We start from the raw sequence: 26,838 nt of genomic DNA, 5'->3' as shown, positions 1-26,838 counted from the left end.
CAACATGAGTCCTGATTAGAACGACATGTAGTAAGTAAAATGAGGGTTACTTGTTTGATTATCAACTGCCATCAAAAAAGTAACCCTTTATACCACTTATTGGTAAATATTAAGCAGTAAGATCATAACCAGTAAGTTCTCTGCGAACGATTTCTGCACCTGCCGTTAAAGCATTTAGCTTGCCACGTGCCACTTCACGAGAAAGAGGCGCCATACCGCAGTTTGTGCAAGGGTAAAGCTTGTCAGCATCTACAAACTGAAGCGCTTTACGAAGTGTGTTCGCCACTTCTTCCGGAGTTTCAATCTGGTTAGATGCAACATCAATTGCGCCGACCATCACTTTTTTACCACGAATGAGTTCGAGTAAATCGATAGGCACATGTGAGTTGTGACATTCTAACGAGATAATATCGATGTTAGATTTTTGCAGTTTCGGGAAAGCCTCTTCGTACTGGCGCCATTCTGAACCTAATGTCTTTTTCCAGTCAGTGTTAGCTTTAATGCCATAACCATAGCAAATGTGAACCGCAGTTTCACATTTAAGACCTTCAATTGCACGCTCTAAAGTCGCAACGCCCCAATCATTTACTTCGTCAAAGAAGACATTAAATGCAGGTTCGTCAAACTGAATGATGTCTACACCAGCAGCTTCTAACTCACGCGCTTCTTGGTTCAAAATTTTAGCAAATTCCCAAGCAAGTTTTTCACGGCTCTTGTAGTGACCATCGTAAAGCGTATCAATCATGGTCATTGGGCCAGGTAATGCCCACTTAATTGGTTGATCAGTTTGCTGACGTAAAAACTTAGCATCTTCAACAAACACAGGCTTTTGACGAGACACCGCACCTACGACAGACGGTACGCTTGCATCGTAACGGTCACGAATACGAACTGTTTCGCGCTTCTCAAAATCTACGCCATTTAAGTGTTCAATAAACGTGGTCACAAAGTGTTGGCGGGTTTGTTCACCATCGCTCACAATGTCGATGCCAGCAAGGCGCTGTTCGTGCAACGCTAAACGTAGCGCATCTTTTTTACCTTCAAGCAGACCTTCGTTTTCGAGTTTCCAAGGCGACCAAAGCTTTTCAGGTTCTGCAAGCCAAGATGGTTTAGGTAAGCTACCAGCAGTTGAAGTTGGTAATAATTTTTTCATGATCAATGACCTATATGTTGATTAGTTAAGAGCGTAATTAGCAGACCACTGCTCAAGAATCGCTTGGTATGGTTTGATAAATTGCTCTTCAACAAACTTCCCTTGCTCAATAGCGAGGCGGCTACGTTCTTCACGGTCATACACAATTCGAGTAAGTGAGTAATCTTGGTTCTTTAAGCTTGGCTGATAAGACTGTCCAGCCACTGAATTTGCGTTGTAAATTTCAGGGCGGTAAATCTTTTGGAACGATTCCATGGTGCTGATGGTGCTGATCAACTCAAGGTTGGTGTAATCACTCAGCAAATCACCCGTAAAATAGAACGCCAAAGGTGCAGCACTGTTTTTCGGCATGAAATAGCGAACTTTTAAGCCCATTTTTTGGAAATATTCATCAGTGAGTGAATAGTCTTCTTGCTTGTATTCAACACCTAAAACAGGATGTTCGTTTTCAGTACGGTGATACTCTTTAGTGGTTGAAACGCTTAAGCAAATCACAGGTGCCTTTTTAAAGTTGGCTTTGTAAGTTTCAGAGTTAATAAAGCTCTTAAACAAGTTACCGTGCAATTCACCAAACTTCTCTGGCGTGCTAAACGTAGACTTGTTTTTGTTATGATCTAACAACAGCACACTAAAGTCATAGTCACGTACATAAGACGAGAAGTTGTTACCTACAATGCCTTCAATACGTTCATTGGTCTTTTTATCAACAATATTGGTTTTCAATATTTCGATTAAAGGAAGCCCGCTTGCACGGTTTTCGGCATCAATATTCATTTCAACTGAAATGATTTCAAGTTCAACGCCGTAGCGGTCACCTTTAGGGTTGTCCCAATGAGCTAAGGCATTAAAACGATTGTCGATCATCTGTAAGGTGTTGCGCAGATTCTCTTCACGGCTCATCCCTCTCGCTAAGTTAGCAAAGTTGGTTGTAATACGCGTATTGTCTGCTGGACGATAGTTTTCATCGAAACAAATACTCTTAATCGTAAATGTAAATTCTTTACTCATTTTGATCAGTACCCTAATTTCTGAGATAAACCTAAAAATATTTCGAACTCTTTTTAAACTTTCCAGCCTTGTCAGATTTGTGCCTTATGGTCTTATCAAAAGTGAATGACTAGAACGCTTCAGAGCGTGAATAGATTTATACCGCAATCACAACATGAATAAAAATGATTTAGTCTCATTCAAAACTGAGTGAAATTCATGTTTAGGGTTTAATAAAGAAGTATGAAGTTAAATATTTTTCATCTTAGGGAATTTTAGACAGCAGAAATTCAATATACGGCGCTCATACAGCACCTTAACTATTTTTAAATATTTACTATTATTTTCAATAATTTAAACAATATAATTTTAAATAAAATGGCTAGGCTTAAAGTAATTTATGCTGACTCTCATTCATCTCTGCTTTTAGCCATTCTAAAAATATGGTTTTACGTGAATCTTCCTCAAAAGCACTATGAGAAAGTAAAAAATAGGCTGAACTATCTTGTACAACAGGTGAAATTTTTTGCAGTAAGTTCCACTCAAGCTCTTTTTCAATCATATAAATTGAGATGACTGTTGCACCGAGCCCAGCCAAGCATCCTTCTAAACATAGATAAAAATGTTCAAGTTCAACTTTGGTGTAGCCTTTCAAATTTTGCTTTAACTCAGCAATGCGGCTCATGTTTTTGAAAAAATTGGGTCTAGAGGTCGAAATGAGTACGTCCTTGGTTTCCAATAGTTTGGTTGCTTGAACTAGAGCAATATATTCATCGGCAATTTTTTCACTATAGATATGCTCTCCCCAATCAAAATCATTTCTGCGAATCGCGATATCGATATTATCTTTTTCAAAATCGACCACACCGCCTGCGGTGAGTAGCACAACCTCAAAATCATGACCAAGCTTTTTAAATTTTGATAACCGCGGTATGAGCCATTTCATGGAAAGAGTCGGTTCACACGACAAAACCAGTTGCTTGTTTTGGGTTTTAGGCTGGCTGAGTTCTATTAAACATTCATCGAGTTGACCAAACACCTGATGGCAACAACTCAGTAAAGTTTCACCCTGCTCAGTCATCACAAGTGTTTTATTTTTTCGGTCAAACAAAGTCGTATTTAAAGCTTCTTCTAAATTATAAATCTGTTTACTGACCGCACTTTGCGTCACAAATAATTTCTTTGCAGCTAAAGTGACGCTGCCATACTTCGCCACAAAATAGAAAAATTTTAATGAATTCAGCGATATTCTTTCAATCATTCCAAAAACTCATAAATGTGTAGTCGTTTTTATCGATTTTTATTTTTAGGTTTCTGTTCAAAATAAAAATCATCTTTATTAAACCCCATTTTAGATGATGAAAAACATATTGAATATCTATATCTATCTTCATAAATGTAGAGCCCCTATCTTTCTCACGAAAAGAATAACAGCTTTAAGCAAAACAGTTCTCCTCTCAAATACATTCCAAAAAGTACAGATGAATTCCCTCGTTTTCAGTGAGGGCACAAGATAATGGCAGAGTTTATTGCGGTTATTCTCATTACGATTTTGGCGGTGATTAGCCCCGGCGCTGACTTCGCGATTGTGACGAAAAATAGTTACTTGTACGGCAGAAAAATAGGTGTGTTCACTTCACTGGGAATATCGCTTGGCGTGTTGGTGCATGTCACCTACACATTAGTTGCCGTTGCCTTTGTGATGACTTATACGCCGCAAATTTTGAATATTGTTAAGTATATTGGCGCGCTTTACCTGATCTACATTGGCTATAAAACTTTTACGCAAAAACCAGTTTTAGACACTGCGGCTTTAACTTCTATAGGTACTTTTCAAGCCATAAAATACGGCTTTTTTACCAATGCCCTCAACCCTAAAACCACGCTATTTGTGATTAGCACCTATACACAAATTGTGAGTTTAACTACGCCTAAATCGATTCTTTTGGCTTATGGATTTTTTATGTCTTTTGCCCATTTTGCATGGTTTTCACTTGTGGCTGTGCTTTTCTCTTCCATGCTATTGAGACAGAAAATGTTGGCCAAGCAAGTACAGATTAATAAGGTGATTGGCTCAATTTTATGTGTATTAGGCGTGATTCTTCTTTTTACTCAGTTTCAGTAGAGCCACTTCATTTTTAAGAAACTGTAGAATGTGGACTGAACCCTGTGTACAGAACTCAGTCCATTCAAGCGAGTTAAGAATCTATTTGTTAAGTATTCGATTCAGATAAATTATTTACATTCCAACGATTTGCTCTTTTAAAGGTTCCGACATCGTTAAACCGCACTCCCATATCACGCATAACTTTATGGGCAACAGGCGCAGTCATTTGTCGAATGTAGAATGGTTCTTTCACCACAAAATGATGGATGGCATGTGTCGAACCAAAGTTAAAGCAAAAGAGTTGGAACGGCATCATCCACCACGGTGTTAATACTTGAGTTTGTTGAATGACATTACCCAATTCAACATCACCGTAGTAATGCATGTTGCTTGTCACAAAGTGCAGGCAGAAAGTACGCAGCACATTTGGCGCAATCCACACCACAGTCAAAATATTAATCACATGCATAACATTTAGCGTTGTAGCTGACCATGCGATCGGTGCATTTGCCAAGCTTGAAACCATATCAACTGCATGGAAGCCTAAGAAGATATACCAAAGAGACCAATGAATAATTCCAAGTGGAAAATAAGCTAAGAACGCACGTTTAAAAATAACTTTTCTAACAGTCCAATTGCTTGCAGCAATAATGCGTAGCAAAACTGCAAAACCATTGTCACCGATGGCGACGAGTCGGCGTATGCTCCACTGCTCTCCATTGGTGAGCGCTCTTTCTTCTAAATCAACTTCAGTGCCTGAATTTTTATGGTGATTAAAGTGAAGCTCACGGCGTTTCCATGGGTTAATGGTACTTGGGCGAGCTAACCACACTAAGCCCATCATAAGGTGATGTGCCCATGGCTTCTTTCTAAAATACATCCAGTGAATGAGGTCGTGTTCTAACTCATGGGTAAGAGATGCAAAAAACGCAATAATTGGAATTGCGAACCACGCTGAAAGCTGATGATTGATATAGAGTACAGCCGTAGCAATCATTCCAACGAGGGAAACAAATAGAATCATCGCTCCTATTGTGTTTTGATGGTTCAAAATGGGATGGCGCTTGCGTAAAGCCACACCTTCCGCTGTGACTACTTTTTTAATGTGTTCCGTTTTTTCGCTATCGCTCATTCCAGCAGGATTTTTATATATGTAGGTCATCCGTTATTCCTCAGTTTTCTCATATCCCTACTTTATTTATATCTACCTTTGTACGCTTAGCTCGAAACGCCAATCTATTGGCTATGGATGCCAAAATAGTAAGATTCAAAACAAACAAAAGATTTTTTAGTTTTGAATCTTTTATACTGCTCACAGGAATATGAGTCACAAGTTATAGGACATAACATGCCACAGACAGCAACGGCACTGGCTAGCTGGGTTAAAGCGATTCAAAAAGCGCTTGAGAAAGCAGGTGTGGATAGCCAACCTTTATTAAAACAAGCAGGTTTAGATGTTCAGGCCCTAAACGATCCAGATGCACGCTATTCATTAAAAAACACAGCAAATTTATGGAAATTAGCCGTTCAAGCGACTCAAGACTCGTGCTTTGGCCTTAAAGTTGCGAGCCAAGTCAACCAAAATACATTTCATGTGTTGGGCCATTCACTCATTACCAGCACCACACTAAAAGAAATGTTTTTAAGAATTATTCGTTACTTCCGCATAGTGACCGACATTCCCGAACTTGAATTTTATGGCGAGGGAAAAAATCATTATTTCGTTATTCATGTTCCCGACGAAGTTCAACCCGAATCTATCGATGCTTTTATCTCTGTTTTTATTCGTTCAAGTCGTGCGTTACAAGGTTCTGTTTTTTCGCCCTTACGCATTGAACTAAGACGCTCAGAGCCACAAGATTTAGAAACTTTTCAGAGTATTTTAAAAGCCCCGATTGTGTTTAATGCACCCAAAGACATGATTGTATTTGACACAGCAACCATAGAGCAGCCTTTAGATGGTGGGAATCCTAGCCTCACCCAAGAATATGATGAGATTATTAATCGTTATCTCGCACGGTTTGATAAAGAAAATATATTGGCTCGTGTGAAAGTAAAACTCATTGAAAAATTATCTACAGGTGACTTTCAACAGCAAGACGTTGCGAAAAGTTTAGGCTTAAGTATACGCAGTCTGCAACGCAAGCTTTCGGCAGAAAATACCTCTTATAGCGAGCTACTCGACAATACACGGCACGAACTCGCTTTGTCGTATATCAAAAATTCAAGCCACAATATTACCGAAATTGCCTATATTCTTGGCTTTACCGATGTGAGTAGTTTTACCCGTGCTTTTCGACGCTGGACAGATTTATCACCGCTACACTATCGGGAAAAACATCTGTCTTGTTCTTAAATTTTTAGAAATTTTAGATAAAAAAAGATGCCTCGATGTGCATCTTTTTTTATGAACATCTTATTTTTTATTTAATAGTTCGAGCATAGACACCGTGGTGACTTTAGCCCCGACAGGCAAGGCTTTTAAATCTACAACATAGTTCGGACTATGCGGAATATAAGGCACAGGTTTGCCTTGCTTGACTGCATTAGCAAACACAACCGGATCTGCCACGCCAATGAACATAAAGTTAAACGGAATGTCTTTTTGATCACCTAACAAATGGTGAACATCTTCAGAACCCATAACGGCGGGATATTCAGTTAGAACATGTTTGTCGCCTAGCAAAGCTTTTAGTGGTCCATTTAAACGCGCAGAGAATTCTTTATTATTGACTACAGGCGTACTTGAACCCTTAAAGGTAAAAGTAGGCAATTGATCTTTACCCATGCCCTGCATTTCGGCAGCACCTTCACTCATGAACTTAATGTTATTTAACATGGTTTCACGTACTTTTGGATCAAACCAACGTAAATTCATTTTGACCAGTGCAGTAGAAGGAATCACGTTATTCGAATTTCCGGCTTGGATCGAGCCAATCGATAAAACTGCTGCTTGTTGAGGGTCGACTGCGTTACCCATAATGGTTTGATATTGAGTTACTGCATTTGCCGCCATACTAATTGGATTTTTGGTTAGCATTGGTAATGACCCATGCCCACCCACGCCTTTAAATAAAACATCGAGCTGATCGGTTCCCGCCATGCGTGGCCCCGGCGCATTAATGACCACTCCAACAGGTGCAGGTGTGGTATGTACTGCAAAGAAATAATCAGGTTTTGGTAAGTTGTATTTTGTCCACAAACCGTCAGTCACCATAGCTTTAGCACCCGTTATAGGCTCTTCAGCAGGTTGTGCGACTAAAATAATAGTTCCGCTCCATTCCTTTTTTAAAGCGACTAAGGTTTTTGCCATACTGAGCATCCATGTCACATGTGCATCATGGCCACACATGTGTGCAACAGGCGTTTCGGTTCCATCGTCAAGTTTTACCCGCACTTTACTTGCATAAGGTAAGCCAGTCGCTTCTTGAACAGTATTGGCATCCATGTCGGCACGGTACATGACCGTTGGCCCATTACCATTTTTCAAAATGCCGACCACACCTGTCTTGGCTATGCCAGTTTTAACATCAAACCCTAATGACTTAAGCTCTTTGGCAACAATGGCAGAGGTACGCGTTTCCATAAACCCAAGTTCAGGGTGTTCATGAATATCTTTATAAACCTTACTTAACCATTCTGTTTGTCCATCAATAATCGTTAACGCTTTTTGTGAGACAGTAGGTAAATTAGATGGGTTTACTTCGGCATGGAGGACAGTTCCATAACCTGCCATCAAAGTCGATAACCCTAAAAATATGCCATTTTTGATGATTTTATTCATGTAATTAAAACCTTATAAATGAATGATTTAATTTTAAAATTTATATCCTATTTTTAAGCCATAGCTTATAGAGTGATTATCCTTAAACTCACCCACATAATAGTCACTGCCTGCCTGTGCGCCAAGCTGAGCTTTTGCATCGCCTAACCAGTAATATTTCACACCACCAGAAATAAAGTATTGCGATGTTGGACTGTATTGGGCTCCCACTCCTAAGTTGTAATATCCCTTGGTTGGGCCACCCGTTGAAACTTTATCGCCAGCTCCCGAGTCCCAGCCCACTGACACAGAACCTAGCCATTTAGGTGAAAAACGTTGCCCTAGTCCTAAATTTAAAGCCCACTGGTCATCATCATAACGAACCAAATTAAACCCTTCTGGACGGCTTGGTGTTGATAATCCCCCAATAACTTTTGAAATTTCACCAAAACGGTAAGGTTGTAGCGCCAAATCACTCCAATTTACCCAGCGCAAGCTCCCAAACAATAAAGTTCCTTGGCGTAAACCTGTTTGAAATTCTAAATTCACTGAGTTTGGAGATTTAAATTTGGTTGGGCCAGAGCCTTCGCTATTGGGTAACTCTGAAATAATATGATTTAAATAGTTTTTCTTTTGCTCGGTCATCTGCCCGATAGAAATCATATAGTCGAGATGTTGGCTAACTAAATCGCGTCCTTGCTGAGTCGTTAACATATCAATTAACGGCGCATTTTCAGTTGCGTTTACTTTGTGGGTAATGGCAGAACGATAGGTAAGTGAAACTTTAACGGCCTTTTCAGGAATTTGATAAGCCAGTCCAGCTAACCAGCCCCAATCACCCACAGTTTTAGTTTGAAAGTCATAGCCATTATAAAGACTAAATACATTGCCTCTTAAATTGACCTGACTTTTGAAAGTTTGATAAACCGGCCCTGCAAAAATATTCCAGTTTTTATTAGGCTGATATCCGGCAATGAAGCTGAAACTTTGAATATCAAATTCCGATTTTGCATTTCCTGTGGGAACTTGACCAGAAGTAGCATTTGCAAGGCTTGTAGTCGTAATACCGGGAAGCATAACTGTGTCTTTCGGCGTTGCGATAAAGCCATTTACACCAGAATATTCTGTGTCAGCACCAAAAGGCTGATCGTAAAGCAACCCAAATGAATACTGCGGTGCAAGCTGAAATTTTAAAGCCGCAGTCGGCCGATAATCTGTATTGGCAATGTCGGAAATTGACTGATGGGAAGGGTTAGTACCAGATTCCACTCCTTTTAAATCAGTATCTGTCACACCAAGACTTGCTTCAAAGTAATTTCCCGGTTGTAAAAATGCTGATACGGATTGGCCTGTTTTATCAAATGCAGCAGCCTGTAATGCACTTGTACAAATTGAAGCGATTCCCAATACTAATGTTCTATTTCTTACGACAAAAATCATGGATCCATCCTGGATTTTTTTATTTTGATTGTTCACTTTATTTAGATTTTGAGTGGTGCGCTTAGCTCCAAACGCCAATTCGTTGACTGTGGATGCCATATTTAAAAATTATACGATTGCCTCTCTGAAGTGAGATAATTTCCTTTGAACTCAAGATTAAAGACGACAAAGATTTAAAACTTTCAGATAATTTTTTAAGAAACTTTTGTATTTATTGCTGTTAATATTAAAGCACATGATAGATTTCCCAATCCTTCATATCTCTATAAATTAAGGATGATGAGCGAATACATTTATTATGGAAATCAAGCAAATAAAATATTTTTTGACGGTGGTTGAAGCAGGCAGTATTGGTAAAGCTGCTCAAAAACTCGATGTCGGTGCGTCAGCAATCAGTCAACAAATTAGCAAGCTAGAACAAGAGCTAAGCATTCGCCTATTACAGCGTAATGCTTTTGGTGTGACCCCAACTCCCGCAGGCCTCGCCTTTTTAAAACATTCTCAACTCATTTTACGTCAGATTAACTTTGCGGTAGATGCTGCCCATTCGGCACGGCTTTCAGGCCATGTGAGTCTTGGTTTTCCACCTACCATTACCGCTTTAATTGGCATCCCTTTAATGAAATTAATGTCTGAACGCTATCCAGACATTCGTCTAGAAATTGTGGAAACTCTGTCAGGCAACCTGATTCAGTCGATTAATTCGCGTCAGCTTGATATTGCCATTATTTTTACCAATGAAATTGATAAACAGTGGTCAATACAGCCTTTGGTCCGCGAACAAATGTATTTAATGGCACGCAAAGAAGTGCTTGAAAAATATGGTCTTGCCGATTGCATCAAAAGTGGAATTATTCAGTCCCAACAAATCGGTGATATTCCTTTAGTATTACCACGGCAGCGTCATAGCTTAAGAAAATTGCTTGAACACAAGATTGGGCAGCTTAATGTTGTCTATGAAATTGATGGTCTACACTTACTCATGGACAGCCTGATTCACCTTGACCTTGCAAGTGTTCGCCCCGGAAGTGCTTGTCTACAAGAATACAAACATAAGCTTCAATTACTAAAATTGATCGACCCTGAAGTTGAGCGAATCAATTACTTGGTGAGCCTTGCCGAAGAAGAATTATCACCTGCTGCACTGGCTGCAAAATCAGCAATTAAAGCCTGTGTAAAAGAGTTGATTCAAAACCAAATATGGCCGTGTTCTGAAATTATTTTATAAAGGGTCATTAATTTTATTAAATACCTAATTAATTTTGCCCTCTCACTCCCTCCTGCTGTTTGAGATTACATTTTCATCTGAATGATAAGTGAATTTCTGTTTATCGAATTATAGATGTGTAGTTTGAACTGGAAACAAGGCATCACATTTTCTACGAAGGACACCTTTAAATCTCATCTCTAACCCATTTGCTATTTAGGTTTATTGAATGAGTCGATTTAAGGCCCTCCATTGAAGATCGTGAATGTTTCCATTTTGTCAGGCCAAGGAGGTCTCCAATGGATGTCGTGAATAACCGTAGGGCTACTTTTAAAAAAATATTAAATGTAACGAGTGGCAACTTTTTAGAACAGTACGATTTTTTTCTTTTTGGTTTCTATGCCACTTATATCGCAGCAAAATTTTTCCACTCTGAAAATGAATATGTCTCTTTAATGATGACATTTACCGTATTTGCTGCGGGTTTTCTTATGCGTCCTCTCGGCGCTATTTTCTTAGGCGCTTATGTCGACAGAGTTGGTCGACGTAAAGGTCTTATTGTGACTTTAAGCCTTATGGCAATCGGAACCATCTTAATTACCTTTGTACCGGGTTATGAAACCATTGGTATTATTGCGCCAATTTTGGTGGTGATTGGACGTCTATTACAAGGCTTCTCGGCAGGTGTTGAATCTGGTGGTGTATCGATTTATCTAGCTGAAATTGCAACAGATAAAAACCGTGGATTTATCACAAGCTGGCAATCTGGCAGCCAACAAATTGCGGTTGTATTTGCAGCATTACTTGGCTACTGGCTCAACACCATTTTAACTACTGCTCAAGTGGGTGAATGGGGCTGGCGCATTCCGTTCTTAATTGGTTGTTTGATTATTCCTTTAATCTTCTTATTCCGCCGTACGTTAGAAGAAACTGAAGACTTTAAAGCGCAAAAAACTCATCCATCGACCAAAGAAATTTTCAGCACGCTTGCGAGCAACTGGCGCATCGTACTTGCAGGCATGATGATGAGTGCCATGACCACAACCACGTTCTATTTCATTACGGTTTACACCACTGTGTATGCAAAACGTACTCTAGAAATGTCGGTAACAGATAGCCTTTTAGCAACCGTATTTGTGGGTTTATCCAATTTCTTCTGGTTACCAATGGGTGGTTTACTTTCAGACAAAATTGGTCGTCGTCCAGTTTTAGTCGGCATTACCACGCTTGCTATCTTTACAACTTATCCAGTTTTAAGCTGGTTAGTGAGTGACATTAGTTTTACCAATCTCATTATTACGCTTGCTTACTTCTCGTTCTTCTTTGGTATGTACAACGGCACCATGGTAGCAACACTTGCCGAAGTAATGCCAAAACGTGTACGTACAGTTGGCTTCTCTTTAGCGTTCAGCCTTGCAGCCGCTATTTTTGGTGGTATGACTCCAATGGCTTGTACGTACCTTGTCGAAAACACAGGCAATGCAAGCACACCAGCATTCTGGCTGATGTTAGCAGCGGTATGTAGCTTAATCTCAAGCTTATATCTATGCCGTGGTTCTAAGCAGAAGAATGCAGACCCAATTGCTGAACCTGCGAAGGTTAGCGCTTAAAACAATAACTATTTAACCTGAAATTTTAATGAACAGTACGGCAGATCTTAAGTCTCCGTACTGTGCTCTCCTATCATTAAAGTGAGATACTATGAAAAAGTCCCCTATCTTCATGACCATTTGCCTAGCTGGTGCAGGCTTAGGCTCAACGCTTGCTAACGCAGATACACTCGAAGTGATTAGTTCAGGCGGTTTCTATTCATCTATGGAAAAACTCATTCCAATATTTGAAAAGCAAACTGGTCACACGGTTCACCTTTCGTCTGGTTCATCAATGGGCGCATCACCAACTGCAATTCCAAATCGACTCGATCGTGGTGAACATTTTGATGTGGTGGTGTTGGCTGCTCCTGAACTAAACAAGCTTGCAGAAAAAGGTTATGTAGACCCAAATTCACAAAGTGCTTTAGTCAATTCAAGCATTGGCATGGCTGTACCTAAAGGTGCACCAAAACCAGATATTAGCTCTGCGGCAAAATTCGAAAAAGTTTTATTAAATGCTAAGCACATTGGTTATTCAGCAAGTGCGAGCGGCACGCATCTTGAAAAAGATGTTTTTCCAAGCTTTCCACCTGTCGAGTACAAAGTGATTTCTGGTAAAGCAGAAAAAGTAGTCGGTGACCGTGTTGCAAAACGTATTGCTGAAGGTCAGTTCGATATTGGTTTCCAGCAAATTAGTGAAATCAAACCTTTTACTGGCCAATATGGTCAAGTTGATTTAGTCGGCCCAATTCCTGCGCCTTACCAGAAAGTCACTGTATTTGCAGCGGGCATTGGTAAAAACTCTGAACATGAAAAAGTCGCAAAAGAACTCATCAAATTTGTGAAGTCACCACAAGCAACACAAATTATTGAAGAACAGGGTCTTGAGCAGGTTAAACAATAAAAGCTCTAAAAGGCAACATCTTGAGGTGATGTTGCCTTTACTCTGTTGGTGGTTTACTCAGCGTAATAGAACAAAATGTATAGCGATAAACCAGTGTAGAATAACCAATAAAGGACAATGTAGTATTTGCCGTGGAACTCAAACAACTCAAGTATTTTATTGCGGTGATCGAGTCAGGAAGCTTGGGTAAAGCTGCAAAAAATCTCGATATTGGAACTTCTGCATTAAGTCAGCAAATCTCAAAATTAGAAAGCGAGCTTTCGATTCGCCTTTTACAACGTACTGCTTTGGGAACGGTTCCCACCCCTGCGGGTTTAGCTTTTTTTCAACAGGTTCAACTGGCGCTTAGACACTTAGACCATGCTGTAGATTCTGCTCATTCTTCACGCCTAAGTGGTCATGTCACCGTCGGTTTTTCGCCGAGTGTCGCGTCGGTTATAGGCACCCACTTTTTAAAACTCATGAGAAACCGCTATCCCGACATTAAAGTCCGTTTAATTGAAGGTTTATCGGGTGACCTCAAGGCATTAGTTAATGCAAGGCAGCTCGATGTTGCCATCATCTTTAGTGACGATGTCGACCCGCAGTGGGCCATACAGCCTTTAGTCAAAGAGCAAATGTTTTTAATCTCGCCTAAAGAAGTGCTAAGTCAGTACCATCTTGAAAGCTGCATAGACACTCAAACCATTACTCACTCACAGCTTAAAGAACTTCCGCTGATTTTACCGAGCCAACGACATGGACTACGTTTGTTGCTCGAACAGAAAATTCATCAACTTAAAGTGACCTATGAAATTGATGGGCTGCATTTGTTAATGGAAAGCATTAGCCAACTCGAAATGGCAACCATCCAACCTGCTGGTGCCTCATTAAACTCACGGCAAGACCTATGTTTACTGCGCATTGTAGAACCTGCCATTGAACGCATTAACTATTTAATTAGTCTGTCTGAAGAAGAACTCTCGCCTGCTACTTTAGCCACGAAAGTAGTGATTCGTGCTTGTGTGACCAACCTGATTAATGAAAAGCGCTGGCCCGGTGCGAAAATCATAAACACTTAAGCGCTTAGTGTTTATTTTTACTAAACACCCATTCAAGTTTAGCCTCTCACTTCACCGCCCCTTTTAAAGCTACATTAGCCTTAGCTGAGAAAGGGAGAAATCCATGCATGATGTGATTGTAATTGGTGGTGGGAATGCCGCACTGTGTGCCGCGCTCACGGCAAAAGAAAGTGGCGCGTCTGTGCTGGTCATAGAGGCAGCACCTAAAGAATGGCGTGGTGGTAACTCACAACACACTCGTAACCTCCGTTGCATGCATGATGCTCCTCAAGATGTATTGGTCGATGCCTACCCCGAAGAAGAATATTGGCAAGACCTACTTAAAGTCACTGCGGGCAAAACCAATGAGCACTTAGCTCGTCTGGTCATTCGTAGCACGGCAACATGTCGCGACTGGATGCGTAAACATGGTGTGAATTTTCAGCCGCCACTATCGGGTGCTTTGCATGTTGCACGTACCAATGCCTTTTTTATGGGTGGAGGTAAAGCCCTCATTAATGCGTATTACCGTAGTGCCCAAGAACTTGGCATTGAGATTTTATACAACACAAAAATTAAAGATCTAAAGTTAAACCAAGGACATTTTGAAGCTGCAATTGCTGAGGATGGCCGTGTATTTAAGGCGAAAAGCTGTGTATTGGCCGCAGGTGGTTTTGAGTCAAATCTGGAATGGTTAAGAGAAGCATGGGGACAAAATGAAAACGGCGAGTGGCCTGCCGATAATTTCATTATTCGCGGAACCCGCTTTAATCAGGGCAACTTACTTAAATTTATGATAGATCAAGGCGCCGATATTATTGGTGACCCATCGCAATCACATTGCGTCGCTGTAGATGCACGAGCACCATTATATGACGGCGGCATCTGCACTCGTATTGACTGCGTTTCATTAGGAATTGTGGTCAATAACAAAGCCGAACGTTTTTACGATGAAGGCGAAGACTTCTGGCCAAAACGTTATGCGATTTGGGGACGTCTTGTTGCCAAACAGCCTCAGCAAATCGCCTATTCGATTATCGACTCAAAAGCCATTGGTCGCTTTATGCCACCTGTGTTTGCGGGTGTGAAAGCAAATAGCATTCAAGAATTGGCCGAAAAAATCGGGCTAGATGCAAAAACCTTCTGTCACACTGTAGAAGAATTTAACCAAGCCTGCGTACAAGGCACCTTTAACCATACGGTTTTAGATGATTGCACTACCCAAAATATTGTTCCCAACAAAACCCATTGGGCGGTTCCTCTCGATCGTCCACCGTTCTATGCCTATGCGCTTAAACCCGGCATTACCTTTACCTATTTAGGCTTAAAAGTTGAAGACGATGCTGCGGTACGTTTTAACAATAAAGCTAGCCGCAATCTGTTTGTCGCTGGTGAAATGATGGCAGGTAACGTACTCGGTCAGGGTTATACCGCAGGGGTCGGCATGTCGATTGGCACGACCTTTGGACGCATTGCCGGAAAAAATGCAGCCCACTATGCACTTTCACAAGGAGTTGAACATGAATGCTAGTACTAAAGCCCTAATTCCAGTTGTTCAGCTCTCTGACCATGAGCAGGAAGTTCAAAGAGCCCTACAGATTTGTAATGCTTGTCGTTACTGTGAGTCATTTTGTGCTGTATTTGCGGCCATGACCAAGCGCCTTGAGTTTAATCAAGCCGATATTCATTACCTCGCAAACCTGTGCCATAACTGTGGTGCTTGTCTACACGCTTGCCAATATGCCCCACCGCATGAGTTTGGTGTAAACATTCCAAAAGCGATGGCACAAGTACGTTTGGAAACTTACCAAGAGTTTGCGACCCCTCAACCGCTAGGCCGACTTTATAAGTCTGTTGGGATTCCATTTGTTTCGGCGTTATCAGTGATTTTCTTTTTATGCATGTTAGCTGTGGTTTGGTACAAAGGCACCGACCTATTTGCAGGCTATCAAGGTAATTTCTATGCGATTTTCCCGCATAACTTTTTAGCTCTATTGTTTGGAGCGACCTTTACAGTTGCGATTGTTTTGCTCGGCATTGGGATTAGTAAATTTTGGAGACAGACGTCTAAAGTTATTCACGGCAAAGTTGAGAAACCAGACCTTATTCAAGCCTCTCAAAATGTGTTAACGCTTAAATATTTAGATGGTGGACATGGCAAAGGCTGTAATGAGCAAGATGACCGTTACACACAAATTCGCCGCGTGTTCCATCACCTGACGTTTTATGGTTTTATGCTTTGCTTTGCAGCCACAGGTGTAGCAACTTTATATCACTATTTCCTTAACCTACATGCGCCTTACCCTATCTTTAGCTTGCCTGTTATTTTGGGTACTTTGGGTGGGTTTGGCTTAGTGATTGGACCATCGGGCTTGCTTTATTTAAATCTTAAACGTCATCCATTACATGGTGACCGCGAGCAAAAACCTGTAGATCGAGGCTTTATTTTCCTTTTAATTTTAGTCAGTGCTTCAGGCTTAGCTCTCATGGCATTTCGTAATACCCCTTACATGGCACTTTTACTGATTTTCCATTTAGCTACGGTCATGACATTCTTTATAACGATGCCATTTGGAAAGTTCGCACACGGTTTTTACCGCAGCGCTTCTTTACTCAAATTTGCCACCGAAGAACGTATTTCTAAGAAGTCATAATTTCATTCAAAAGTATTCACTATCTTGGCGTAGTGAATACTTTCATTTTTTTAAACTCAAAATACTTCATAGCTTGCCTATTTTTTACTATTTAAAATTCCCAAGCCATACATTGGCCACTTGGTACTCGCTTTAATATTATTAATCAGCATCGCCACCAAAACTAAAGACACTGCGCCGACCAAAACAGGAAAAATTAAGAAACTCCACTGGTAATGTATGCTGCTTGCGGTGAGTAAAATAACCAAAGGATTGGCCCCAGCAGGTGGATGAACGCATTTAAACACTTGCATAAGCGCAATGGCACAACCTACTGATAAAGCAATTGTAAAAATGGAAACACCGACAAATTTTAGAAAAAACAAACCCACAAAAGCCGAGATAAGATGCCCAAATATAATATTTCTCGGCTGTGCCAAAGGTGACTGCGACACGGTATAGAGCAATACACAGGTCGCACCAAACGGCGCCATGATAAAGATATTATGAGTGAGCTTGCTCAACCACAGAAGTATAAAAATACTGACTGTCCCCCCAACAAGGCTTCTTAAAACATCAACTTTAGTGGGCGATGGAGCTAGTTTTTCTTTGCCATAAAAGATCGAGAACATGGTTTTTTCCTCAAACAGACATTGCTTTTTAAAAAGCATATAGATAAAATTTCAAATAGTACAGATCTGTACTATTTTATTTTTTGGAAAAGTTTTATGTCAAAATCTGCCTTAAAAATATTAGATACAGCCGAGAAGTTATTTAATGAAAATAGTTTTGTCGGGGTGGGTGTCGACCTGATTCGCGATGAATCTGGCTGCTCTAAAACCACCATGTACACGTACTATAAAAATAAAAATCAACTGGTTAAGTCTGTACTCGTTGCTCGTGATGAACGGTTTAAGCAAAGCCTTTTGGGCTATGTGGGAGATGCAACAGGGTTGGAAGCCATCAATAAAGTTCTGGATTGGCACACCAACTGGTTTAGACAAGATTTTTTTAAAGGCTGTTTATTTGTAAGAGCGGTCGCAGAATCTAACCAAGATGATCAAGACATTATTTCTATTTCTAAAGCTCATAAACAATGGATTAAAGTATTGATTGCGCAAAACTGCAATATACCGAATGGTGAAGCTTTATCTGAGCTGATCTATACGGTGATTGAAGGCTTAATTAGCCGCTTTTTAGTTGATGGTTTCGATGAAATACTTGCGATAAACATGAAAAACTCTATTAATCAATTATTTAATATTCATCAACATTAGTATGAGAACTTAAAATGGAAGTGGACCATATTTTTATTTGTGTACAATCAGGCGCTCCCGAAGCTGAAACTTTAAAAAAATTCGGTCTAACAGAAGGTTCATCCAATAAGCACCCGGGTCAAGGTACAGAAAACAGACGCTTTTTCTTTAAAAATAGCTTTATCGAATTAATCTTTTTAAATAACCCCGAAGAAGCCTCAAGTGATCTCACAAAACCGACTCTGCTTTTTGAACGACTAAGTACTCAAAATAATATCGCGTCCCCTTTTGGTATTTGTTTTCGCCCTAAAAATAAAGATGATAAGGGTGCAAAATTTCCTAATTGGGTTTACAAGCCAAGCTATTTACCAGCCAGCTTAGAAGTAAATGTTGCCAAAGATTCTGTGGTATCTGAACCGATGTGGTTCTTCCTTTCATTTGCTTCACGACCAGACCTTGCTGCGAAAGACAAACAACAACCACTTGTGCATAGCAAAGATTTATCAGAAATCACCGCGATTAAAGTTTCTATTCCGAACCTTGAAGAGCACCCTACTTCGTTACTGTTCAATACGCTTGATAGTTTTGAAGTGATTGATGGATCGGAGCATTTAATGGAAATTAGTTTTGATCATGAACCTCAAGGAATGATTCATGATTTCAGACCAGAACTGCCGCTTATTTTTAAATATTAAAATGCTTATTTTCTAATAATAAAAAACTGTGATTTATTGCAAATCACAGTTTTATTTAAATTGAATCACATTAAAAACGACAACAGCTTAAGCAATTTTTCCATCAATAATACCTTTCTCTTTTAGCGCAGCCAGTTCTTCTGCTGTTTTAAATCTCGATAAGATTTGAGCCGTATGTTCACCTAGCTCTGGCGGTGCATGATGATATTCAACTGGAGTATCAGAGAGTTTGATTGGTGAACCAATCGTTTGGAAGTTTTCATTTAAACGATGAGGAATATTCACCACCAAATTGCGATGTACGATTTGTGGTTCAGCTAAAGCATCTTCAATAGAGTTGATAACACCTACGGGTACTTTTAAGGCATGAATCATGTCGACCCACTCTTTGGCAGTTTTCTGCAAAAAGTGCTTCGACAATAAAGGAATTAGTTCATCTCGATATTTGACGCGGTCTTGGTTACGGACAAACTTTTCATTTTCGAGTAACTCTGGATAATCAATTGCAATACATAAATCTTTAAACTGCTTGTCATTACCACAAGCAATAATAAATTCTTTATCTTTAGCCTTAAAAGTTTGATACGGCACAATACTCGGGTGTTGATTACCCATGCGCTGCGGGGCTTTACCTGAAGCTAAATAGTTCATTCCCTGATTTGCCAGTGCCGCGACCTGCACATCAAGCAAGGACATATCAATATACTGACCGCGTCCCGTGTGTGAGCGTGCAATCAAGGCCGCTTGAATGGCAATGGTTGAATACAACCCAGTTTGAATATCGACCACAGCCACACCAACCTTTTGTGCACCACCACCTGCCACATCATCAGGCTCGCCAGTAATGCTCATTAAGCCAGACATACCCTGAATAATAAAATCATAACCGGGTTCTTCTGCACGTGGACCATCTTGCCCAAAACCGGTAATCGAGCAATACACAATATTTGGGTTCAGCTCACTTAAGGAAGCATAGTCCAAACCATATTTAGCCAAAGACCCTGTCTTATAATTTTCAATGACCACGTCAGCAGTCTTGGCAATTTCATAAATTAAGGCCTGACCTTCAGGTGTGGTAATGTCCACCGCAACTGAATATTTATTGCGGTTGGTACACTGAAAATAGCCAGATTCACGGGTCATGTTTCCGTCTTGATCGGGCATCCATGGCGGTCCCCACATACGGGTGTCATCACCTACTCGAGGGCGTTCAATTTTAATGACTTCCGCGCCAAGGTCTGCCAAGATTTGTCCACACCAAGGCCCTGCAAGCACACGACTTAAATCTAAAACCCGAATTCCTTGTAATGCACCCATAACGATACCCTTATCTTTTTAGAAGGTACTCAACGCACCTTCTTGTCATTGTTTATGATTATTTTTGCGGATCGTACTGACGATCTTTAATAAATAAGCCCGGCAATACACCCGCAACAAAATACGCAGCACCCATCACAATAAAGGCCATGGTAAACGTACCACCCGATGCCAAGAAACCAATGGTGGCTGGTGCAATCGCAGCCCCGACACGACCAATGTTATAGGCACCGCCAATGGCTGTTCCGCGCACATCGGTTGAAAAACTTTCAGCCATATAAGTCGCATTTACACCATATGGAATGCCATATAAGAAGCCAAAAGTGATTAATAAATACAAAATATTATCAGGGGTATTAAAGAAAATAATGATTGGTAAGAACACGGCGCTGGCAATTGTTCCAAACACAAAAACAGCACGGCGGTTAAATTTATCAGCAAGATAACCCGCTAAAATTTTGCCTAAAATCATTGCGGTATATGAACCCACCATATAACTGGTTAAGTTTTTAAAGTTCATATGCACTTCTGTTTCTAAATAACTTGGCATCCAGTTGTTAATGCCGTAATAACCAAACTGTAAGAAGAATGCTGTGGTCATCCACAACAAAAACATTTTACGGTGCTTAAAGTTATTAAAAATTTGCTTATAGATACTGCCACTTTTTGGCTTTTCAGCCACCACTCTTTCTTTAGGTTGTCCGTTGCCTTGCAAGCTTTCAATTTTGGTAAGCTGCCAAGATTTTGGCTCTGGTACAAATCGTTGCAGAAAAATATTAACAAAAGCAGGTACTACGGTCAGGAAGAACAAAACGCGCCAGCCATGATCTGGAATAATTGCGCCAGCTAAGAGTGTCGCTGCAATATACCCCACCGTTTGCCCCGTTTGTAATGTACCCAATACCGTTGTACGGTAAGTGGTTGGCACATATTCAGCCATTAAGGTATTACAGGCCATATAGAGTGCTCCAATTCCCAAAGCACCAATAAAACGTAAAGCCATAAATTGCTCAAAGCTTTGCGTAAAGCCCAATAAACAGGTCGCTACTGAAAAGAAGGTTACTGAGTTGGCAATGGTTCGTACACGACCAAACTTGTCACATGCCCAGCCACCCAAAATACCGCCAATACCCATCCCAGCCAAAGAAGCACTACCTAAGGCACCTGCTTGAAAGGTACTTAAACCAAACTCTGCCTTTAAACTGGTCAAGCTATAAGACAGCAGCATAATATCAATGCCATCGACCACCATCGCAAAATAGGCAAATAACAACGCCCATTTCCATGTATGAGGGCCAATTCTTTCATATGTTCCAAGGTTGCTTGGAAATGTATTTCTTAATTCTTTCGATATTACTTGAACGTCATTGTTCATCTTTAGTTCCTCATTTTCCCAAATGAGTCATCGATAGCTTACTTATGTTTTCTGTATGACTTAATCTTCTATATTTTCACCATCTTACATTTGGTTTTAAGTACACAGAGGCACATCTTCACATGAGTATCCTTACGATGAATCTTGTCATTTTCCATAAATTTTTGCGTAAAAATCCCTAAAGGTGCTCTCGAAAGAACACCTCTATCTTAAAAAAATTAATGAGTTAGTTACTAAATGCTGCGATGCCTGTTTGTGCACGACCTAAAATCAAGGCATGGACATCATGTGTACCTTCATAGGTATTCACAACTTCAAGGTTAACCAAATGACGTGCTACGCCAAACTCATCACTAATACCGTTTCCACCCATCATGTCACGCGCCATGCGGGCAATATCAAGTGCTTTCCCACAGTTATTACGCTTAATGAGAGATGTACCTTCAACTGATGCAATACCTTCATCTTTCATACGACCAAAACGTAAAGCCACTTGCAAACCCAACGCAATTTCAGTTTGCATATCTGCCAGTTTCTTTTGAATCAACTGATTTGCAGCCAATGGACGACCAAATTGTTTACGGTCCATGGTGTATTGATGTGCGGTATGCCAACAGAACTCGGCAGCACCCATTGCCCCCCATGCAATGCCATAGCGGGCGCTATTTAGACAGGTAAATGGGCCTTTCAAACCTCGAATTTCAGGGAACGCATTCTCTTCAGGTACAAAAACGTTATCCATTACGATTTCACCTGTAATCGAGGCACGTAAACCGACTTTGCCATGAATGGCAGGTGCAGATAGACCTTCCCAACCCTTTTCTAAAATGAAGCCACGAATGTCACCCACATTACCTTCAGCAGAAACTTCTTTTGCCCAAACCACAAATACATCAGCAATTGGACTATTGGTAATCCACATTTTTGCGCCAGTTAAACGATAACCACCATCAACTTTTTTAGCACGCGTAATCATACTGCCTGGGTCTGAGCCATGATCAGGTTCAGTCAAACCAAAACAGCCAATGTATTCACCAGTAGCTAGTTTAGGTAAGTACTTCTGCTTTTGTTCTTCCGTACCAAATTCATGAATCGGAACCATCACCAATGAGCTTTGCACGCTCGCCATAGAGCGGTAGCCTGAGTCAACATATTCAATTTCGCGTGCAACCAAACCATAACTCACATAGTTCAAACCAGCACCGCCATATTGCTCAGGAATAGTTGGACCCAGTAAGCCAAGCTCTCCCATTTCACGGAAAATAGATGGATCTGTTGTTTCATGACGGAATTGTTCAAGTACACGTGGTTGCAAACGTTCTTGGCAATAGGCATGAGCCGCATCACGAATCATGCGCTCATCTTCGGTAAGCTGTTGTTCAATTAAAAATGGGTCTTGCCAGTTAAATTGAACTTTTGCTTTTTTTGTTGTCACCATGTGATTCATCGCATCCTCTGCTTGATTTGATCTTCTTTATTTAACTCGATGTTATGCGTGAAAAATGCAGTAATCAAACGATAAATGTTCATGCAGATATGCGACTTACGCATATTTAAAACAAGACGCATTAAATTTAGATATTTAATTGGTTGTATTTCATTAAAAATGGCTTATTTTTATACTAAACTCCGATATCTGCATTTAGGTCATATGCCATTTTGAAATATGACGACAAATAAAAGGATTTATTTATGCGACGAAGTATCCCGTCCATTCAGGGCCTGATTTGCTTTGAAAGTGCAGCAAAACATCTAAGTTATACCTATGCTGCGCAAGAGTTATGTATTACCCAAAGCGCTGTCTCTCGCCAAATTCAGCAGTTAGAAGACTTCTTGGGCGTTGAACTCTTTATACGTACTCGGCATGGTGTTGAACTCACCATTGCTGGTCAGCAGTATTTTAAAAGCATTAAACCCTACTTGTTAGGGCTAGAGAAATGTACGGCCGATGTGATTTCTCATAAGGGTTTAGGTGGAACATTAAAGTTAGGTGTGGTTCCTACCTTTGCAACGCGATGGTTATTACCCAAGCTCCATCTTTTAAATCAAAAACACCCTGAAATTACGGTTCATTTAGAAACCAGTACCAAGCCCTTTTTATTTAATGACAATATTTTTGACGCTGCGATTTTTGCAGGTACGCAGCAGCAAATTGACCACTGGCCCGGCATACAAGCGCATTATTTAATGGATGAAGAAATTGTACCTGTATGCTCGCCAAGTCTAATCGAAAAGTATTTTCCAGATGCTGTGATGATTAATGAAAATACCTATGATTTAAGCTCAGAAGATTTGCTAAAAATTCCCCTGCTACAACAAACCACTCGGCCAAGCATTTGGCAAGAATGGTTTCTCACTCATCATATGCAACACCCGAAACCTTTTGATGGACAACGCCATGAGTTATTTTCGATGCTTGCGGTTGCTGCCAGTCATAACATGGGAATGGCTTTAATTCCACAAATGTTGATTGAGTCTGAACTACAAAAAAAAGAACTGGTGATTGTTTCCAATAAAAAATTAAAAGGCAGCCGAAAGTACTATCTCATCCATTCGAGCCAAGACATAACCCCAACCATTCAAAAATTTGTTGAGTGGATTTATCAAGAGTTAGAGCAACTAAAGATCAATACGCATTAGCTCAGCAGCTTTGTGCGATCTATACGCATAAAAAAGATTGTGATTGATGAGATCACAATCTTTTAGTTATGCATAAATGACTTTGAGTTAATGACTCATCAATTGAATATCTGAACCGCTACGTTTAGGGTCAATCAAGATTTTGGCGTGCTGTTCAGGATCACGTAATGCTTCAAATGCACTGGTAACACCTTCTAGTCCAACAACACCGGTAATAAGGGGCGAACAGTTCACTTTACCTTCTGCAATCATGTGTAGTGCATCTCGAAACTCAAGTGGTGTATATCCCAATACAAACTGAATTTCTAACTCTTTATTAATTGCAAGTGCGGGTTCAATTTTGTCGCTTTGCATGCAGACGCCCACCCCGACAATTCGAGAAAACAAAGGTGCACCTTCAATAATTTGCTGTAAAACACCCGGTACGCCCACACACTCAAAAATAACAGGACGCTTTGGCAGAGCACCTAACTTATCAATCATGCGCCATCCGTGCCACCACGGTAAGCGAGTTGCTTGCAACTTATCAAACAGTCCCATACCCATGTTAATTGCGTCAGAAACATTGCCAAGCAAACCAAACTCTTTCCAGTTAGCAAATGGCGATGTCTCTTTAGGGTCTACCACAATATCCGCACCGCATTGCTCGGCAAGCTTACGACGGTTTGGAGAAAAGTCACTGGCAACTACGGTTTTAACTCCAGCTGCTTTAAGCATTAATATGACACCTAGCCCGACGGGACCACAGCCAATCACAATCGCAGGTTCACTAGTTTTCACACGGCTACGACGAACAGCATGCAATGCAACCGCCATAGGTTCAGTCATGGCAGCACTATCCGCATCTAGACCATTCGGTACTTCAAACATCAAGCTCGATTGAGCCAATACTTGCTCGGCATAACCGCCCGAAGCATTCGGTGAAAGCCCTGTAGACAAATAACCATACTGATCTACATTTAAAAGAGGCATTGCACAGACAAGTGTATCGGCTTTAAATTTATGACGTGTTTTTGGGCCGTAGTCTAAAACCTTGCCGCAGAATTCATGTCCTAGTACAAACGGGTCTGTGGACTTCGCTAAACCATTAAACCCGACACGTGCAGCTAAATCATGCATGTGGTCGCAATGATGCTGCATATGTAAATCAGAGCCACAGATCCCACATCGCACCACTTCCAATAACACCTGTCCTTTTGCAGGCGTTAATTTCGGTTGGTCTACCACTTGTAATTTTGCTTGATGACAAAGTACCGACTTCATTTGAGCGCTTCCTATTTCTTCTTTTTCATTTACTTGCCAGAAATAGATTTCTACAGATAAATTAATCGCTTTATCAGTTTGGTCTTTAGCAAGCCTTTATTCATCTTTACAAGTAAAAGGCAAAATACCAATGACCATTCTTCAGCCAATCTATTGTTGAAGAGTCAACAAAAACAGGCGCAGCGAAATTAAAAACAATAAAAATCTTGGTGCTTGTATCTTACACAGACTGCGTTGTCTTCTTAGGCCAGAACAATGTCATCAAAATTAAAACTTATACAAATATAGTAAGTTCAAAAAACTCAACTCAACGCTTTTCACAAAAACATAGCAAATCCAAACTTTTATCAGTGCATCTAAACAGGCATGATAAATTAAGATGAACAGATAAGAAGAAATCTATGATTACAAAAACACTCCCCCTTACAGATATACACCGCCACCTTGATGGCAACATCCGCATTCAAACTATTTTAGAGTTGGGGCAACAATACAATTTAGATTTACCCGCCTACGACATTGAATCTTTACGACCACACGTACAAGTTATAGATAACCAACCTGACTTATTAAGTTTTTTATCTAAGCTAGATTGGGGCGTAAAAGTATTAGCCAGTTTAGATGCCTGTAAGCGTATTGCATTTGAAAACATGCAGGATGCTGCCCAACAAGGCCTAGATTATGTAGAGCTGCGTTTTTCACCAGGTTATATGGGAATGACACATCAACTTCCACTTGAAGGCGTTGTTGAAGCAGTTATTGCGGGTGTAAAAGAAGGCAGTCAAGCTTACGGGGTAAAAGCGAATTTAATCGGCATTATGAGCCGTACTTTTGGTCAGGAAGCTTGCGAAAAAGAATTAAATGCCCTACTCGCCCATAAAAATGATATTAAAGCACTGGATCTTGCTGGAGATGAGCTTGGTTTTCCGGGCAATTTATTTATTGATCACTTTAAAAAAGCGCGTGATGCAGGTTGGCACATTACAGTACATGCAGGTGAAGCTGCTGGCCCAGAAAGTATTTGGCAAGCTATTGAAGAATTAGGGGCCGAACGAATTGGACATGGCGTTAAAGCAGTTCAAGATTTAAAACTTTTAGATTATTTGGCTAAACATGAGATTGGTATTGAATCTTGTCTCACCTCAAACATTCAAACCAATACAGTATCCTCACTAGCAGAACATCCATTAAAAACTTTTTTAGAACATGGTGTACTTGCCACTATTAATACGGATGACCCTACAGTAGAAGGCATTGAGATACAACATGAATATTTAACTGCTGCCCCATTGGCAGGTTTAAGTCCTGAGCAAATTTATACAGCTCAAGAAAATGGACTTAAAATCGCATTTTTATCAGATCAAGAAAAAGATGAGTTAAGACAGAAATATCAATAACAGAGAACAGAGAACAGAGAACAGAGAACAGAGAACAGAGAACAGAGATCAGAGAACAGAGAACAGAGA

Annotated in this window: 23 protein-coding genes; 12 read left to right on the top strand and 11 right to left on the bottom strand. The window is 40.4% G+C overall.

Features of this window, described 5'->3' with window-relative positions:
• Positions 1 to 109: 109 nt before the first annotated feature.
• From AC1PJP_RS08160 to AC1PJP_RS08150, 3 genes are all read right to left on the bottom strand, one after another.
• Positions 110 to 1,153, bottom strand: a complete 1,044-nt coding sequence (locus AC1PJP_RS08160) for a methionine synthase (protein WP_009390634.1) — start codon at positions 1,151 to 1,153, stop codon at positions 110 to 112.
• Positions 1,154 to 1,174: 21 nt separating this feature from the next.
• On the bottom strand, positions 1,175 to 2,161 hold the full coding sequence (locus tag AC1PJP_RS08155) for a DUF1852 domain-containing protein (RefSeq protein WP_005302940.1): 987 nt from the start codon (positions 2,159 to 2,161) through the stop codon (positions 1,175 to 1,177).
• Positions 2,162 to 2,528: 367 nt separating this feature from the next.
• On the bottom strand, positions 2,529 to 3,401 hold the full coding sequence (locus AC1PJP_RS08150) for a LysR family transcriptional regulator (protein ID WP_479766787.1): 873 nt from the start codon (positions 3,399 to 3,401) through the stop codon (positions 2,529 to 2,531).
• 255 nt (positions 3,402 to 3,656) lie between these two features.
• On the opposite strand from AC1PJP_RS08150, the gene AC1PJP_RS08145 reads away from it, so the two are divergent.
• Complete coding sequence (locus AC1PJP_RS08145) at positions 3,657 to 4,265, top strand: LysE family translocator (RefSeq protein WP_479766786.1); 609 nt, start codon at positions 3,657 to 3,659, stop codon at positions 4,263 to 4,265.
• 88 nt (positions 4,266 to 4,353) lie between these two features.
• Here the strand turns inward: AC1PJP_RS08145 and AC1PJP_RS08140 are convergent, their stop codons facing one another.
• The gene (locus tag AC1PJP_RS08140) at positions 4,354 to 5,379 is read right to left on the bottom strand and encodes a fatty acid desaturase (RefSeq protein ID WP_322006051.1); all 1,026 of its coding nucleotides are present in this window, start codon (positions 5,377 to 5,379) and stop codon (positions 4,354 to 4,356) included.
• A 216-nt stretch (positions 5,380 to 5,595) separates the two neighbouring features.
• Here AC1PJP_RS08140 and AC1PJP_RS08135 point away from each other — a divergent pair, with 216 nt between their 5' ends.
• Positions 5,596 to 6,603: an AraC family transcriptional regulator gene (locus tag AC1PJP_RS08135; RefSeq protein WP_045437616.1), complete on the top strand. Its 1,008-nt coding sequence runs from the start codon at positions 5,596 to 5,598 to the stop codon at positions 6,601 to 6,603.
• Between the two features lie 60 nt (positions 6,604 to 6,663).
• On the opposite strand, the gene AC1PJP_RS08130 is transcribed toward AC1PJP_RS08135, so the two are convergent.
• Both AC1PJP_RS08130 and AC1PJP_RS08125 read right to left on the bottom strand, forming a co-directional pair.
• A complete protein-coding gene (locus tag AC1PJP_RS08130; protein WP_151826907.1) occupies positions 6,664 to 8,031 on the bottom strand; it encodes an amidohydrolase in 1,368 nt (455 codons plus the stop codon).
• A gap of 33 nt (positions 8,032 to 8,064) precedes the next feature.
• Positions 8,065 to 9,450: a long-chain fatty acid transporter gene (locus AC1PJP_RS08125; protein WP_151826908.1), complete on the bottom strand. Its 1,386-nt coding sequence runs from the start codon at positions 9,448 to 9,450 to the stop codon at positions 8,065 to 8,067.
• A 298-nt stretch (positions 9,451 to 9,748) separates the two neighbouring features.
• Here AC1PJP_RS08125 and AC1PJP_RS08120 point away from each other — a divergent pair, with 298 nt between their 5' ends.
• From AC1PJP_RS08120 to tcuB, 6 genes are all read left to right on the top strand, one after another.
• Positions 9,749 to 10,678, top strand: a complete 930-nt coding sequence (locus AC1PJP_RS08120) for a LysR family transcriptional regulator (RefSeq protein WP_151989068.1) — start codon at positions 9,749 to 9,751, stop codon at positions 10,676 to 10,678.
• A 278-nt stretch (positions 10,679 to 10,956) separates the two neighbouring features.
• On the top strand, positions 10,957 to 12,267 hold the full coding sequence (tcuC, locus tag AC1PJP_RS08115; protein ID WP_009390595.1) for an MFS transporter: 1,311 nt from the start codon (positions 10,957 to 10,959) through the stop codon (positions 12,265 to 12,267).
• A gap of 91 nt (positions 12,268 to 12,358) precedes the next feature.
• Positions 12,359 to 13,153: a substrate-binding domain-containing protein gene (locus AC1PJP_RS08110; RefSeq protein ID WP_004773588.1), complete on the top strand. Its 795-nt coding sequence runs from the start codon at positions 12,359 to 12,361 to the stop codon at positions 13,151 to 13,153.
• Between the two features lie 131 nt (positions 13,154 to 13,284).
• Positions 13,285 to 14,214, top strand: a complete 930-nt coding sequence (locus AC1PJP_RS08105; protein WP_151989067.1) for a LysR family transcriptional regulator — start codon at positions 13,285 to 13,287, stop codon at positions 14,212 to 14,214.
• Positions 14,215 to 14,317: 103 nt separating this feature from the next.
• Entirely contained in the window at positions 14,318 to 15,724 is a 1,407-nt protein-coding gene (tcuA, locus tag AC1PJP_RS08100) for an FAD-dependent tricarballylate dehydrogenase TcuA (protein WP_151826910.1), read from the top strand.
• Complete coding sequence (gene tcuB / locus AC1PJP_RS08095; protein ID WP_151989066.1) at positions 15,714 to 16,847, top strand: tricarballylate utilization 4Fe-4S protein TcuB; 1,134 nt, start codon at positions 15,714 to 15,716, stop codon at positions 16,845 to 16,847. Before tcuA ends, tcuB begins: the two co-directional genes overlap by 11 nt.
• Positions 16,848 to 16,924: 77 nt before the next feature.
• Here the strand turns inward: tcuB and AC1PJP_RS08090 are convergent, their stop codons facing one another.
• Positions 16,925 to 17,458 carry an HPP family protein gene (locus tag AC1PJP_RS08090; RefSeq protein ID WP_151989065.1) on the bottom strand — a complete coding sequence of 178 codons (534 nt, stop codon included), beginning with the start codon at positions 17,456 to 17,458 and terminating at the stop codon, positions 16,925 to 16,927.
• A 96-nt stretch (positions 17,459 to 17,554) separates the two neighbouring features.
• On the opposite strand from AC1PJP_RS08090, the gene AC1PJP_RS08085 reads away from it, so the two are divergent.
• On the top strand, positions 17,555 to 18,103 hold the full coding sequence (locus AC1PJP_RS08085) for a TetR/AcrR family transcriptional regulator (RefSeq protein ID WP_322006038.1): 549 nt from the start codon (positions 17,555 to 17,557) through the stop codon (positions 18,101 to 18,103).
• Positions 18,104 to 18,117: 14 nt separating this feature from the next.
• A complete protein-coding gene (locus AC1PJP_RS08080) occupies positions 18,118 to 18,777 on the top strand; it encodes a VOC family protein (protein WP_479752808.1) in 660 nt (219 codons plus the stop codon).
• Between the two features lie 87 nt (positions 18,778 to 18,864).
• Here the strand turns inward: AC1PJP_RS08080 and AC1PJP_RS08075 are convergent, their stop codons facing one another.
• The 3 genes from AC1PJP_RS08075 to AC1PJP_RS08065 all read right to left on the bottom strand — a co-directional run bounded on the left by AC1PJP_RS08075 (position 18,865) and on the right by AC1PJP_RS08065 (position 22,916).
• Positions 18,865 to 20,094 (bottom strand): CaiB/BaiF CoA transferase family protein, encoded by a 1,230-nt coding sequence (locus tag AC1PJP_RS08075; RefSeq protein WP_322006035.1) that lies wholly within the window; start codon positions 20,092 to 20,094, stop codon positions 18,865 to 18,867.
• A 58-nt stretch (positions 20,095 to 20,152) separates the two neighbouring features.
• Entirely contained in the window at positions 20,153 to 21,469 is a 1,317-nt protein-coding gene (locus AC1PJP_RS08070; protein WP_479766785.1) for an MFS transporter, read from the bottom strand.
• Positions 21,470 to 21,695: 226 nt separating this feature from the next.
• Positions 21,696 to 22,916 carry an acyl-CoA dehydrogenase gene (locus AC1PJP_RS08065; RefSeq protein ID WP_002055095.1) on the bottom strand — a complete coding sequence of 407 codons (1,221 nt, stop codon included), beginning with the start codon at positions 22,914 to 22,916 and terminating at the stop codon, positions 21,696 to 21,698.
• Positions 22,917 to 23,161: 245 nt separating this feature from the next.
• On the opposite strand from AC1PJP_RS08065, the gene AC1PJP_RS08060 reads away from it, so the two are divergent.
• On the top strand, positions 23,162 to 24,109 hold the full coding sequence (locus tag AC1PJP_RS08060; protein WP_322006031.1) for a LysR substrate-binding domain-containing protein: 948 nt from the start codon (positions 23,162 to 23,164) through the stop codon (positions 24,107 to 24,109).
• Between the two features lie 87 nt (positions 24,110 to 24,196).
• Here the strand turns inward: AC1PJP_RS08060 and AC1PJP_RS08055 are convergent, their stop codons facing one another.
• The gene (locus AC1PJP_RS08055; RefSeq protein WP_322006029.1) at positions 24,197 to 25,372 is read right to left on the bottom strand and encodes a zinc-binding dehydrogenase; all 1,176 of its coding nucleotides are present in this window, start codon (positions 25,370 to 25,372) and stop codon (positions 24,197 to 24,199) included.
• A gap of 401 nt (positions 25,373 to 25,773) precedes the next feature.
• Between AC1PJP_RS08055 and add the strand changes: the two genes are divergently transcribed.
• Complete coding sequence (gene add / locus AC1PJP_RS08050; protein ID WP_479766784.1) at positions 25,774 to 26,769, top strand: adenosine deaminase; 996 nt, start codon at positions 25,774 to 25,776, stop codon at positions 26,767 to 26,769.
• Positions 26,770 to 26,838 lie beyond the last annotated feature (69 nt).

This window comes from Acinetobacter sp. V116_7, assembly GCF_056735735.1.
This window is presented reverse-complemented; position numbering and strand designations above follow the sequence as displayed.

Coding starts and splice junctions, on each gene's coding strand:
- AC1PJP_RS08060 (WP_322006031.1), top strand. CDS start 23,162: ATGCGACGAAGTATCCCGTCCATTCAGGGCCTGATTTGCTTTGAAAGT.
- tcuC (WP_009390595.1), top strand. CDS start 10,957: ATGGATGTCGTGAATAACCGTAGGGCTACTTTTAAAAAAATATTAAAT.
- AC1PJP_RS08160 (WP_009390634.1), bottom strand. CDS start 1,153: ATGAAAAAATTATTACCAACTTCAACTGCTGGTAGCTTACCTAAACCA.
- AC1PJP_RS08070 (WP_479766785.1), bottom strand. CDS start 21,469: ATGAACAATGACGTTCAAGTAATATCGAAAGAATTAAGAAATACATTT.
- AC1PJP_RS08080 (WP_479752808.1), top strand. CDS start 18,118: ATGGAAGTGGACCATATTTTTATTTGTGTACAATCAGGCGCTCCCGAA.
- AC1PJP_RS08055 (WP_322006029.1), bottom strand. CDS start 25,372: ATGAAGTCGGTACTTTGTCATCAAGCAAAATTACAAGTGGTAGACCAA.
- AC1PJP_RS08135 (WP_045437616.1), top strand. CDS start 5,596: ATGCCACAGACAGCAACGGCACTGGCTAGCTGGGTTAAAGCGATTCAA.
- AC1PJP_RS08085 (WP_322006038.1), top strand. CDS start 17,555: ATGTCAAAATCTGCCTTAAAAATATTAGATACAGCCGAGAAGTTATTT.
- tcuB (WP_151989066.1), top strand. CDS start 15,714: ATGAATGCTAGTACTAAAGCCCTAATTCCAGTTGTTCAGCTCTCTGAC.
- AC1PJP_RS08140 (WP_322006051.1), bottom strand. CDS start 5,379: ATGAGCGATAGCGAAAAAACGGAACACATTAAAAAAGTAGTCACAGCG.
- add (WP_479766784.1), top strand. CDS start 25,774: ATGATTACAAAAACACTCCCCCTTACAGATATACACCGCCACCTTGAT.
- AC1PJP_RS08090 (WP_151989065.1), bottom strand. CDS start 17,458: ATGTTCTCGATCTTTTATGGCAAAGAAAAACTAGCTCCATCGCCCACT.
- tcuA (WP_151826910.1), top strand. CDS start 14,318: ATGCATGATGTGATTGTAATTGGTGGTGGGAATGCCGCACTGTGTGCC.
- AC1PJP_RS08145 (WP_479766786.1), top strand. CDS start 3,657: ATGGCAGAGTTTATTGCGGTTATTCTCATTACGATTTTGGCGGTGATT.
- AC1PJP_RS08075 (WP_322006035.1), bottom strand. CDS start 20,094: ATGGGTGCATTACAAGGAATTCGGGTTTTAGATTTAAGTCGTGTGCTT.
- AC1PJP_RS08110 (WP_004773588.1), top strand. CDS start 12,359: ATGAAAAAGTCCCCTATCTTCATGACCATTTGCCTAGCTGGTGCAGGC.
- AC1PJP_RS08120 (WP_151989068.1), top strand. CDS start 9,749: ATGGAAATCAAGCAAATAAAATATTTTTTGACGGTGGTTGAAGCAGGC.
- AC1PJP_RS08125 (WP_151826908.1), bottom strand. CDS start 9,450: ATGATTTTTGTCGTAAGAAATAGAACATTAGTATTGGGAATCGCTTCA.
- AC1PJP_RS08155 (WP_005302940.1), bottom strand. CDS start 2,161: ATGAGTAAAGAATTTACATTTACGATTAAGAGTATTTGTTTCGATGAA.
- AC1PJP_RS08065 (WP_002055095.1), bottom strand. CDS start 22,916: ATGAATCACATGGTGACAACAAAAAAAGCAAAAGTTCAATTTAACTGG.
- AC1PJP_RS08130 (WP_151826907.1), bottom strand. CDS start 8,031: ATGAATAAAATCATCAAAAATGGCATATTTTTAGGGTTATCGACTTTG.
- AC1PJP_RS08150 (WP_479766787.1), bottom strand. CDS start 3,401: ATGATTGAAAGAATATCGCTGAATTCATTAAAATTTTTCTATTTTGTG.